The following is a 13,234-nucleotide window of genomic DNA, read 5'->3' as shown; positions in this document are numbered from 1 at the left end:
TAAGATAAAATTATAATTGGGATTTAACAAGTTTTACCAATTACCTCTTACCTAATTTTATACAGTATCCATTTGCCTTGTTTGTCTGCGATTTCCCCTGGAATATTGGGATGCCAGTCAGTACGAGTCAGGATATAATCGGCATGATAGTTTTTGGCTACTTTGACTAAATCTGCACTGCTGCGGCGGATGAAAAAGTCATTTCCTCCCCAGATCATTTGCGGGTTTAATGGCACTCCTAAAACGGTTTCCATGCGACTTTGCCATTCTTTGATGCCTTTTTCGGTAAAGGGAAAGTTTTTGAAGTTGACGACAATCGCTCTTTCGGAGAAAAACTGAAAGCTGGTAACTGAAGGTGGAATTAATACGAGTGAATCTCGGCTGCTAATTTGCGAAAATCGCACAGCTAATTTGCTTAAGTCGTCTCTGGGAACGGCATTGATATTAACTCTTGTTTGAAATACATTTAATATAGGTTTGGGCAGAATTCCTGCTACTCCACAAACTAAGGTGGCGGTAGTTATTAAGGCTAATGTGTGAGTTAGAGTCTGTTTTATAGATGTAGCTAGGGATGTTTTTTCTAAAATAAATGGGAAGGCGAGGATTGAGAGAAAGATTGGGATACTAATTATTCGATCGCCCCTTATTTCCCATGAATCAGTCAGCGGATATATCAAGCTGAAAATTACCGTGCCTGCTGCTATAATCCACAACAATATATTATATCGTTTGGGAAATACGTATTTTTTTGTTTGCCAAACTGATAATCCTAAGAAAATGATACCCCGAAAAGGCAAAGTTAGAATAGATAACAGCAACAAGCTAACAGCTATTTGTTTGTCTCTGTAAAATTGTTCTACCGTCAAGGCAACAGCAATAAATATAATTAATTGAGCAAAAGGTACGGTTCTCGCTAACTGTAGTTTGGCGATAAAAGCCACCGGGTAAATTTCTACAAATATGTAATTTAGAAACAGCCCAAAAACGGATGTACCAATAATTATATAAAAATTAACTTTGTCTTCTTTTGGCAAGAAGTCAGAATTTTTGATGCACAGCAAGCCACCCATTATAAAACATATAAAGTTGAACCAATTCCCGACATCCCAATTTGACGGGAGGATGTGGTGAGGGTTGCGGACTTTTGCATGAATGTAGACAAACTCAGCGTTGTCGATAGTGTGAGTGCTGGTAGTACCTGTTAATAACATCGGTACGTAAACGATACTTGCCATTGCTGCTAAAAGTGCGATCGCCAAAATCAATGTTTTAAACTTCCGCTGTCTTACAGATTCAATAAATAAAACGGGAACCATCATCAATCCCGGCAACAAACCAACTAAAAATTGCAGCAAACAACCCAGTCCAAAAAATAAATATCCGGTCAGCCATTTCTGGCGCAAACTAAAGTAAATTCCCCAGATTGCGAAACCCATTGCGAAGGTACTGGGTACTGATTTGGTGGAAAATATCAGGGTGTTACCAACATCTGTAAATGAAGCGGCTATACATAAAAAAGCCATCGCTGCTGCAGGCAGCTTGGAATTAGTATAGATATTGATAATTGCGTAGCAAGCTAGGATAAATGAACCGAAGGCGAGGAATTGATAAATAAAGTGCGCTAGGGGAATGCTGGTTCCTATATTTGCGAGCAAATAGATAATATAATAATAGTAATATCTCGGATTAAACTTAACCATTTCCTGAACGTAATAGTCATTTTTATAGAGTTCAGGATTTAACATCAATTGAATTGGTGGCACTTCGGGAAAGTTGCCTCCTATCGGGAAAATATACCCAGTGGCCATCAGGGAGCCGATGATGACAAAAGTATAGAGAGATAGATTAAAATACCAGTGGGATTTTTGATGTTTTTGCATTGACGGTTCCACCTACCTACTGACAGCCAAATTGTTAATCTCCAGTTGGCATTGGTTTGATAAATCTTGTTTGCTGCTACTCAATACCTCAAGCAGCAGATAAATGGGATTTTTGCCCTCAACTAATAGATTTAAGCCGATCGCACTTTTTGAACTATAAGCCATTTCTGCTGAGTCTATTAATTTACCTTGCTTGTCCCACAAAGTCAAGCGCAGGACAAGTCCCGGACATTGTTTGTTAGGTAAATTGAGTTTGCCGGTAACTTTCACTTTGTCTGAGATGGAACCTAAATACAGGAAAGATGTATCGAGTTTCTTGCTGTTTTTAATTGGATGAGTTACAATATTATATAGGTTATCGGATTCTTGACTGATTGAATAATTGGCACTTGTGTAGATTGATTGATGCAAACTAATCCAATCTAACTGCGTGCCTGGTCGCTCGACTATTTGCCGCTGCATCGCCTCCAGAGTCCTAACTGCCGTTGCTGTATCAGTCGGCCGCACCCTCCGGTAAACGCTGACAGTCACGCCGTTTTCTAGCTTAAACTGTTCCGGTAGCAATTGGAAATCGCGGGCAATTTCCCAGTTTTGAGTAAAGGCATCGTACACAACTTTAACAACATCTTGTTCGTGCGATCGCAAAACTTGTTCGTCAGTCGGTAATACCTGCTGAAAAGGTACCGCAACCACCGCATATTGTGACTGTAACAACTCCGGTAGCGGGTAAGTATCGCGCGAGTCAATTTGCGGCCTCCCGATTGTATTTAATTTCCACCAACCCTCCGGCGGGTTTAATTTTCGGTTGGCTTGTCTGAGGATGTTAGCATTAAAACTGTTAGAAGCACCGGCAATATAAATCGGTTCTTCATTCGGTGCTAATTTTCGCAGAAACTCTACTAATTTTACAACTTCGTCGTAATCCGATCGCACTAACGGCGGAAAATTACCCACAAACAGTCTTGGCAAATCAATTTTGAGAGGAATTAACCCGACTGCGGCATTGACAACCAGGTACAAACCCGCCGCGCCCAGCATGAAATACCGGATTTTTCCCTTGAGTGTCAGCCACGTTGTCCAGAAAAATGTGGATAGTCCTAAAAGTGCGATCGGTGTAATATGAATTGTATAGTGCAAGTAGCCGTAACGCAACACTAACAGCCATTCAATCAGCGACAAAACCCCAAACAACGAAACAAAAATAGCCGCCGGAACCAGCATTCGGGTGAGAATTCCCGCAGAAAAACCAATCAGTACCAGCAGCCAAGTTCCCAAACCGTAAAAATCCGCATAACGAGTTAAAATATCACTTACAGGCAAACTCCAAGCGACATACAAATTGCGGTAGTCAACCGTCAGAGCACTGCGAGTAAAATCTCCCGCTACCAACATTAAAATACTCAAGCTAGTTACAGCTATCAAGCCCAATTTTACACCGGATTCAAACAAGCATCTGTAGGCAAACGGCGCTGCCGCGTCCTTGTCTTTTGGAGACGACAATGCCGTTTTTTTACGGTATATTAGTACAATAAACTCGATGAAAGCCTGTAAAGTCGCTGCACCCAAAAAGGCGATCGCACTATAAGCAAAATGGCGTCTCAACAGAATCGCCGCCGCCAGCAAAAACCCAATTAACGGGATTTTCCACCAAGATTTCAGCTTAACATCCTGCAAATAAACCCAAATTGCCAAGGCTACAAACACACAGCCGCCAGTATCCAGATATCCCCGCAGAGTCGGTATCCAACTCATCGGAATTAATAAACTCAGCAGCACAGTTGACCAAAACACCCGGCGCGGATAAACTGGAATTAGCTTTGCAGAAATTGCCCCCAGCAACAGGCGAAACGGCAGCACATAAATCAGGGATATACTGAGAATGTAACTCAGCCGAGATTCGCCAAATAAGAGAATAAATGGCACTAACGGCAAAGAGATTAATAGATTTTTTTCCTTAGATAGCGATTCTATAACTCCGCGCCATGCTTTATCGGGCGAGTCTCGAAATAAATTGGCCGTGTTGACTGTAGCGGTGTTGTAGCCCGCGTAATCCCACCAATAAAAAGTATGTTCGCTGGATACATAGATTGATGTTACTGCAACTGTTACAAGAACAAGTAAAAACAGAAAAAAGCCATCAATCAAACTCTTGCGAGGCAATTTAAAAGAAACCAAATCCAATAATCCCATCACTCTCGCAACCCTAAATAACTTATAAACTTCCTCTTTCTCTATTCCTTCGCGCCCTTTGCGCCTTCGCGGTTCATTAACTTACCTTAAAACAGTACCTTGCAAAAAAACTTCCAACTTTTCTGCATATTGCCGATTGGCGATCGCACTTGGATGAAGGTCATGAGGTAAATTATTATTGGCAGGTACTTTCAAATCAACCGAAATATCCGCCGTAGCAATTCCCTCCTGACTTAACTCCGCCAACATCTTAGCAGAACCCGCATTAATTCCTGCCACGACTAACTTAACGCCATTAGCCTCAGCCACACGGTGAAACTCTTCAATAATTGCCTTAGAAACCTCATGGCTTCTATATAATCCCTCTTCAAATTGATTGTAATTAACCTCCAAAAAATGGCTTAATGCAGAAACCCGCATCAGGGGGAACTCGTGATATTCAAGCTTTGCCATCTTGTAGGTAAAATTATTTTCTCCATTCAGCCTAGCATCGGGCTGGAATAAAATACCCAGTTTATTCCAAGCAGCCATTTGCTTTCTTCTCGCTCTTAACAAAGTATTGCGGCGGTCGTGAAAACCCGCATAAGCAATCACCGCAATTTGGGGTTTATTTGCTTGTTTGAGTGCTTCTTTGAATTGAATCAACGAGTGCAGCGTGCCGTAGCCGTTAACCCCGAAATTCACTATTTCATATTTGGGTAATTTCTCTTGCAGCAACCAAGCATAAGTTTCGCTATCATTCAATGACCAACCGTAGGTAAAAGAACAGCCAAAAATCCAAATTTCAGGTTTTTTTGAGGATTGATTGTAAGTATTGAGGGGATGAGTTATTCTTAAACTATTATTTAGATGAGTGGCATTAAATGAGTAATTGCCGTTAAGTGTCACCTTGAATTTACCCGGCAAATGCTTGTAGCCTAGTTCTGAGTCTTTGGTAAAAAAGTTACCTTTTGGTTCGACTGCAACATCAACATTTTCTATTTGCCAGGGTTTGTATCCCGCAACTCGCAAGACAATTTCAGCCGTGGTGGTGGATAAAAAAACGGGAAAAATTAGATAAGTTATTAATCTGAAAATAGAGGTTTTAATAAAGTTTTTTTTCATAATTTAGCGTAGGGGCGGGTTTTACAAACAATATTTGAGGTTCACCAACAATTTAGATAAACCCGCCCCCACACAGCCGATAATCTAGATTAACCTGATGTTCGAGATAGTCCAAAAAAATGTAGATTCCGATTATTCGTTGGGCGGGAGCGGGTTTATTATATTGTTGGTTTTACGCCGATATGCTTGGTAAAACCCGCCCCTACAGGCCATTGTAGGGGCGGATTTCACAACTATCTATGTCTAAAACAAACAATCTCGTAAACCCGCCCAACCAATTGATTAATTTCTAATAACCAGGCTCCTCCTCATACTCAGGAGTCTTAGTTTTCTCAGGGATATTCACCCGAGGAGCCTGGTAAGGCTTCGGTGCCTCATCGTCAGCCCAAGCATCGGCCTCCACATCATCCTCGTACTCGTACTGCACCACCGGCTGCTTGGGGCGAGAAATCTCAGGGCGAGTGTATTGCGGCTTCTCCTCGTACTCCTCCTCTTCGTAATCGTCCTCCTCGCCACCCCAATTATCCTCTTCGTAATCCTCGTAATCGTCGATGGGCTGCGGCTGTGCCTGCACCGCGCGCATCGGCGGCTGGCGAACCGCAGGCCGATTCCACTCTAAATCCTCATCCCAAGGAACTTCCTCCACCGCAGGCGCAGCTACCCGGCTCCGCATTTCCGGTGCAGGTATCCGCACGCCCGGGCCCAATTGATTTCCCGTAGCCACGGGTTTAGGATAATAACCTGCCTCGTCCTCTTCTCGTTCCCAAGGTGCTTGACCCAAACCAACGCGCTCCAGCAAACCCACACTAAGCTGCCTGAGCCTTTCCTCGGAACCTTCAAACACAATCAAGCGATTCGGGCCGCTGCTGACAATTTCTTCAATCCCCAACTCGTAAGTGCTGAGAACTTGGTCGGGGATTTGGGGGATTCCCAAGGAAGCGATAATTATAGAAACTAACTTACCGTCTTCGGGGTCGAACCTAAAGCCCCGCACCCTACCCAAAAGTTCGCCAGTTTCGGTAATAACTTCGCTGTTAATCAAAATGCTGTAGACTTCAACATCAACATCGTCTTCGAGCGCGCTCTCATCTTCCACCAACAGCACGTCGCCGATTTCACTAACATTGCTGAGGAACATAAACTTCGGCATTCCAGCGACCGCAAATATATTATCACGCAGACCGATCGCCACAACTTCCCGCCGATCGATGTCCACCCACAATTGACTAACCACCCCCAAGCGTTTACCTCTGTCGCGGGTGATGACCTGAGTGCCTAGAATGTCTGAGCGTTGGCAGATTTGTTCGGATGTCATTCTAACTTTAATCCTGATTTATTAAGTACATATATCACTCAACACGAGCGTTAACAGAAACTCCGGGACTACAACTTCAGCCCTATGACTTGAGTATAAGCTCCCCGTGCTTGAGTAACACCAATTGTACGCTCAGCCGATTGAATCATAGGTCGCCGCAAACTCACAACAATAAACTGGGCTTGTTCAGACTGTCGTTTTATCATTCTAGCTAATCGCTCCACATTTGCCCCATCCAGAAACATATCCACTTCATCAAAAGCGTAGAACGTAGACGGGCGGTAGCGTTGCAGCGCAAAAATAAAACTCAGCGCCGTCAATGACTTTTCGCCTCCAGACATGGAAGCCAGCCGCTGTACTGGTTTGCCCTTCGGGTGAGCCACCAAATTCAAGCCACTGCTGAAGGGGTCTTCCTGGTCATCTAGCTGGAGATAGCCATCGCCTTCGGAAAGTTCCGCAAAGATAGTCTGGAAGTTCTCGTTAACCGCGTCGAAAGCTTCTTTAAAAGCGCGCCGCCTCAGTGTGGTAAAATTTTCGATTCTCAACAGCAGTTCAGTACGTTCTCCTTCCAATGTCGTCAATTTTTGACTCAATTCTTGAAGGCGTTCTTGAGTGCGGTTGTACTCTTCCAAGGCTAGCATATTGACTGGTTCTAAAGCTTGAATGCGTTTGGCGATCGCCTTTACTTCCTGCTGCAATTCAGTCAAATTGGCTTTCTCGACATTTTCAGGAATCGACGGCACGGGGTCGGGCATTTCCGCCCGCTGCGCTTCCAATAGAGTGCGGATTGCGGCCAATTGTTCCCGGCGTTCTTGCTGGGTTTCGTGGAGTTTTTGCAACTGCCATTGTAACTGCTGTTTGGCTAAATGCTGTTCTCGCAGTTGAGATTCCGCCCGATCGCGCTCTCCCTTCTGCACGCCCAATTTTTCCTCAATTTCCCCCAAAGCCGCCTTAGCTGCGGCAATTTGTCCATCGAGTTCTAACTGCTGCGAAACTATGCGATCGAGTGCATCCGCCCCCGCGTTTTGCTGCACTTGCCATTCCTGCAACTTCTCGCTGCCTTCCTTAATTTTGTCTTCCAAACGCCCGAATTGATTTTCCAAGTCTACAAGGCGCTGCTGGACGTTTCTCAGAGCCAATTCTCGCTCTTGCAGTTGCGCTTCCAGAGCGCGCAAACTCGATTGCATTTGCTGCCATTCGCTGTGACTGTTCGACTCTTCCAACTGCGCCAAAGTTTGCCGGTACTGCTGCAATTGAGTTTCCTGTGCGGGCAATTCTCGTTCCAGCAACTGCAATCTCGATCGCGAATTAGTTAATTCCTGTGTATTTTTCGCAATTTGCGATCGCACTTGTTCCTGTTGCGCTTGCAAATTCTTAATTTCTGAATCCAACTGTTCCAATCGCAACTGATTTTCGCGTAAACTCTGTTTTGCTTCCATCAATTCTTGGCTACGAGTTTTGACTGCAATAGACGCGCGCTCGATCGCAACTTTGCACCTTTCCAAAATCCGCTCAATTTCCTCAAGACGTTCTTGCAGAGATGCGATCGTCCTGGCTTCACTAGCAGCCTCACTAGCCTCAACCGTGCCAAAATGCAAGGTAGATCTATTAGTAGAACTTCCCCCAGTCATCGCCCCGCTAGTTTCCAAAATTTCCCCGTCCAAAGTGACAATCCGGTACTGTCCCAAATAGCGGCGGGCGTCGCTGAGGTTGCTAAACACAACCGTACTCCCAAAAACGTAAGCAAAAATTTCCTGATACCGCGAATCGCAATCAATCAAGTTAACAGCCGCATCCACAAACCCAGCCGCGCGCCGCAAATTTTCATTCACCGAATACCTGCCGCCCCTAATCTTATTCAAAGGCAAAAAAGTCATCCTTCCCGCCCGTTTTTGTTTCAACAATTCGATCGCAGCAGCAGCCACGCTGTCATCTTCCACCACCATATTTCCCATGCGCCCGCCCGCCGCAATTTCCAGCGCCAACTGATAGCGCGGTTCTACCCGGCCCAGTTGAGCCACCAAGCCGCAAACTCCGCCAATTCCGCTTTGCGCGACAATTTTTGCAGTAAACGTCCCCGTCGCTTCTTGCAGTGCTTGAAACTGCACTTCTAGTTTGTCTAATTTGCGCTGTCTTTCCCGCTGTTCTTCCAACAAACGAGTTTGAGTTTCCTGTTGCAGTTGCAATTCTTGTTCGGCTTCGACTAAAATCTGATTTAGCGATTCTACTTGCAAAGATGCAACGCCTTTGGTTTCCACAAGGCGAGATTGCTGCTCTTTTTTCGCTGCAATTTCCTGTTCCAATACTTGCAGCGATTGGTTTTGTTCTTGAATTTGGCTGTGCAGGCGATCGGCTCTTTCGCCAATGGTAGCTTGTTCTGTACGCTGCGGTTCCAAAGTTTGTTGAATTGTTTCGATTTGGCGGTGCAATTCCGTTTGCTGCTGTACCCAAACTTCGGCCGTCGACGCGATCGCATTTGCAACTTCCCGATTTTCATCTAAACTTTGCTGCGCTGCATCCCGCTGTTCCTGCAAAGTTCCTATTTGAGACTTAACATAAGATATTTCAATCTCAATTTGCTCCAAACTTTGCCGGAATTGGCGAACTTCTTCCTCGGTTTGTGCTATGTTAGCCGCCATTTGCCCAGCAGTTTTTTCCAAATCTTGTTTGCGGTTTTGCAGTTGCCGCCGTTCCGCTTCCTGAGTCGCAATCGTCGCTTGCAAAGCCAACAATTCCGACTCTCCCAAAGCTTTAACGCGGGCATTCAGCGCATCAAGTTCGGCGGTTGCTGCTTGAATTTGGGTACTAATTGCTTGCAGTTGTTCGGTGAGAGATGCCGAAGTGCGATCGCCCGCTTCGATTTGTTCGCGCAGTTTCCATTCTTGCTTTTGCAACTGTCGGAATTTCAGCACAATTTCCCACTGCGACTTTTCTTGAAATTCCGCCCGCAATTTTTGATATTTTTCCGCTTTTGTGCGATCGGAAGCAAGTCTATCGCGCTGAGAAATCAGCTCTTTTTCTACAATGCGGCTGCGTTCTTCCACCTCCTTAACTTCATCCAACTTCTGCCTAGCTAAAGAGATTTTGCGATCGAACTGAGCCACACCAGCCAATTCGTCAATGATTTCTCTGCGTTCCTTGGAATTCATCGAAATAATGCTGGTAACGTCTCCTTGCAGCACGACGTTATAGCCTTCGGGATAAATTCGCAAGCGGTTGAGTTGTTCGTGAAGTTGAGTCAGGGTGCAAGGTGCGCCGTTAATGTAATAAGTTGAAGTGTAAGTACCTTGGCGAGTTACCCGAAGTTTGCGGGTCACACTCCACTCATCCGGTTTTGGATTTTGGATTTTGGATTTTTTATTAGTAGCGAGTAGTTGTCCGTTGTTGTCTTGAGTTGCTGCGATTTCAATTTCTTCTACGTCTTCAACAGATAACTCATCCGATTTTCGATTTTCGATTTTCGATTTTCGATTGACAGATGATTGGCTGTTGTTGTCTAGAGTTTCGGTAGTTTCTATCCCTGCGGCTTCTTCAACAGATAGAGGCGATTTTAGATTGACAGGAGATGATTGTTCGTTGTTGTCTTGAGTTTCGGCAATTTCTATCCCTTCAACTTCCTCTGCTTCAACAGATAACTCATCTGCTGCATTTTCCTCCTCATCTTCATCGCGGGCAAACCATTCCTCTCCCACATCTTCCAGCGCAAAAGTCGCAGTCACGCTAGCTTCGATCGTACCGCGTTTGTTTTGGGCGCTGTTCACCAAATCCGGCAAACGTTCAGCCCGCATTCCCTTAGAACTCGAAAGCCCGAGACAAAACAGCAAAGCGTCGAGGATGTTGGACTTCCCAGAACCGTTGGGCCCGGAAACCACAGTAAAACCGGGCAGCACGGGAATGGCCGTCGTGCCGCCAAAAGATTTAAAGTTAGTCAGTTCGATCCGTTTAATGTGAACCATATGCTAGGAGTAGCTTTGGCTCTAGGTTGTTGTCACAGGGTAGCACAGGCAATGGGGCGATCGACAATGTGTTAACTTTCTGGCATTGTCGATCGAACAGATATATTACACCTTTGTCAACCACCCAGCCGGCTTTTACTTAAAAAGTTCGTTGACAAACGTACAACATCTGCGATCGAAGCGACCGCTACAAATGAACGTAAATTTTGATACAGATAATTTCATGAGACTCGATCGGCATTATTTGTGCGCTAAAACCTGAAAGCCTTGTCCAGAGAGAATGCCAGCAAATATAATTCCCTGAATTCCTCATGTTACCCCTAGACATATAAAAACTTTCCGGTAAAATCGAACCAAAATTAATAATGTATAAAGTAACGAAGCGAATTATGGAGGGCAAACCCATTACACCAGCTCAGAACTCATCTAACCTGCCAGCTTCACCTGAAAGCGACGAACAACAAGTATTACAAATTTGGGGTCGCCAGCCCCTTACAGGACACGTCAAAATCAGCGGCGCCAAAAACTCGGCCTTAGTCGTCATGGCAGGAGCCCTGCTATGCCCAGAGGATTGCCGTCTCCGCAACGTTCCCGGTCTGGTCGATGTCGCCCGCATGGGGCAAATTCTCTCCGCTGTAGGAGTCAAATTACAGCAGAACGGCGACGTTTTAGACATCAACGCCAGCAACCTCATAGACGCTCAAGCCCCCTACGAATTAGTCAGCCAACTGCGGGCAAGCTTCTTCATCATCGGCCCACTGCTAGCGCGTTTGGGATTTGCCAAAGTGCCCTTGCCCGGTGGGTGCGCCATCGGTGCCCGACCCGTTGAACTCCACGTTCGCGGTCTGCAAGCCCTCGGTGCCGAAGTCCACATCGACCACGGCACGGTTCACGCTTACGTCAAAGGGCCGAACCGCCGCCTGAAAGGAGCCAAAATTTATTTGGACTACCCCAGCGTCGGCGCCACTGAAACTTTGATGATGGCGGCGACTCTGGCGGAAGGAGAAACCGTGATTGAAAATGCGGCTCAAGAGCCGGAAGTCGCAGATTTGGCGAATTTCTGCCGCGCCATGGGAGCAAAAATTCAAGGCGCTGGCACGAATACGATCGTCATTTCGGGAGTTCCCAAGCTGCACGCGGTAGACTATTCAATTATTCCCGATCGCATTGAAGCCGGAACATTTTTAGTAGCCGGAGCCATCACTCACTCCGAAATCAGTTTGTCGCCGGTAATTCCCGACCACCTGACCGCAGTCATTGCCAAATTGAAGACAATTGGGGCGAAAATTATTGCAGAATCCCCCGACATTTTGCGGATAGTTCCCGGCCAAACTCACTCGGCCACAGACATCGAAACTCTGCCTTATCCCGGTTTCCCCACAGATATGCAAGCTCAGTTTATGGCTTTGCTGACGCTGAGCGAAGGCGACAGCTTGATCAAAGAAACCGTGTTTGAGAATCGCTTGCGCCACGTAGCAGAACTCAACCGCATGGGCGCAGACATTCGCCTTAAAGGCAATGTAGCGATTGTGCGCGGAGTGTCGCGGCTGTCGGGTGCGCCGGTAGTGGCAACAGATTTGCGGGCTTCGGCGGCGTTAGTGTTAGCGGGACTTGCAGCCGATGGTGTCACCACCATCAGCAGCTTGCAGCACTTAGACCGCGGCTATGAGCAGTTAGAGGTGAAACTGCAAAAATTGGGAGCTAAGTTGCGGCGGGTCAAAGAGGGTACAGACCCGGCGACTGCTGAGGCTCCTGTCAATCCCGTGCGATCGGGTTTAAACTGTTAATTAGTCAGTTGACAGTTGACAGTTGACAGTTGACGGTTAACTGTTGACGGTTAACTGTTGACGGTTAACTCAGGATTAAAATGTCGAACATACCGCTCATAGGTTTGAAAGCAGACCAGTTTCGCCACCCGCTAGACTTGGAAGCCACCAGCACTCTCAAACAACTGCCCGGCCTGGATTTGATCGTGCGGCAGTTGCTGGGCCAACTTGGGGAACAGTTTTTTATGCTGGAAAATCTGGCTTCCAGCGTCCAAGTCGGCGAAAATCAATTGCCCCACCTGCATCAATTGCTGGTGGATGCGTGCAAAACTCTGGATTTGGAGGTGCCGCAGCTTTATGTCCGCCAGCATCCGATGCCGAATGCTTACACCTTTGCGATGCGGGGAAAACAGCCTTTTGTGGTGATGCACACTTCTCTGATTGATTTGCTCACAGACGAGGAAGTTAAGGCAGTCATTGCTCACGAGTTGGGGCATTTGAAGTGCGAGCACGGAGTTTACCTGACTCTGGCTAATTTAATTGTGTTGGCCGCAGGTCAAATTTCGCCTGTGGGAACCGTGCTCGCGCAGGGTTTGCAGGCGCAAATGTTGGAATGGTTGCGGTGTGCGGAATTTACGTGCGATCGCGCCGCGTTGCTCGCCACCCAAGACCCAAAAGTAGTAGCATCGCTGTTGATGAAACTGGCCGGAGGTTCGCCGACTTTAGCTTCCAAACTGAATGTCGATGCGTTTTTGGCGCAGGCGCGGGCCTACGACGACCTCAGCAGCACTCAACTGGGAGAAATGCTCAAACAAGCTCAGACGGCTCAGTTGTCCCATCCTGTACCAGTATTGCGCGCCAGAGAGATCGATCGCTGGGCAAGTTCAAAAGATTATGAATCTTTGCTTGCAAGAAATCGATCGGTGTATTATGATGCTGAAACCAACAAAAAGGGCGGGTGGCGAAATTGGTAGACGCATCAGACTCAAAATCTGACACCGAAAGGTATGAGAGTTCGATTCT

Annotated in this window: 7 protein-coding genes; 2 read left to right on the top strand and 5 right to left on the bottom strand. The window is 46.3% G+C overall.

Translation table 11 applies throughout. The annotated features are described in order from the left end of the window. Positions 1–47 precede the first annotated feature (47 nt). The 5 genes from QUA34_RS10075 to smc form a co-directional block, all read right to left on the bottom strand. The gene (locus QUA34_RS10075) at positions 48–1,880 is read right to left on the bottom strand and encodes a DUF6798 domain-containing protein (RefSeq protein ID WP_333386155.1); all 1,833 of its coding nucleotides are present in this window, start codon (positions 1,878–1,880) and stop codon (positions 48–50) included. A gap of 12 nt (positions 1,881–1,892) precedes the next feature. Next, positions 1,893–4,055, bottom strand: coding sequence for a hypothetical protein (locus QUA34_RS10070; RefSeq protein WP_333386152.1), 2,163 nt, complete (start codon positions 4,053–4,055; stop codon positions 1,893–1,895). Positions 4,056–4,151: 96 nt separating this feature from the next. Continuing rightward, positions 4,152–5,174: an SGNH/GDSL hydrolase family protein gene (locus tag QUA34_RS10065; protein WP_333327719.1), complete on the bottom strand. Its 1,023-nt coding sequence runs from the start codon at positions 5,172–5,174 to the stop codon at positions 4,152–4,154. Between the two features lie 289 nt (positions 5,175–5,463). After that, the gene (locus QUA34_RS10060) at positions 5,464–6,489 is read right to left on the bottom strand and encodes a PRC-barrel domain-containing protein (protein WP_333327722.1); all 1,026 of its coding nucleotides are present in this window, start codon (positions 6,487–6,489) and stop codon (positions 5,464–5,466) included. 68 nt (positions 6,490–6,557) lie between these two features. Next, a complete protein-coding gene (gene smc / locus QUA34_RS10055; protein ID WP_333386150.1) occupies positions 6,558–10,445 on the bottom strand; it encodes a chromosome segregation protein SMC in 3,888 nt (1,295 codons plus the stop codon). A gap of 365 nt (positions 10,446–10,810) precedes the next feature. On the opposite strand from smc, the gene murA reads away from it, so the two are divergent. Both murA and QUA34_RS10045 read left to right on the top strand, forming a co-directional pair. Then, entirely contained in the window at positions 10,811–12,232 is a 1,422-nt protein-coding gene (gene murA, locus QUA34_RS10050) for a UDP-N-acetylglucosamine 1-carboxyvinyltransferase (RefSeq protein ID WP_333386147.1), read from the top strand. An 80-nt stretch (positions 12,233–12,312) separates the two neighbouring features. Further along, positions 12,313–13,185 carry a M48 family metallopeptidase gene (locus QUA34_RS10045; RefSeq protein ID WP_333386146.1) on the top strand — a complete coding sequence of 291 codons (873 nt, stop codon included), beginning with the start codon at positions 12,313–12,315 and terminating at the stop codon, positions 13,183–13,185. Positions 13,186–13,234: the final 49 nt, after the last annotated feature.

Origin of the sequence: Microcoleus sp. POL10_C6, from assembly GCF_036701585.1 — a bacterium.
Taxonomy (GTDB): Bacteria; Cyanobacteriota; Cyanobacteriia; order Cyanobacteriales; family Microcoleaceae; genus Microcoleus.
This window is presented reverse-complemented; position numbering and strand designations above follow the sequence as displayed.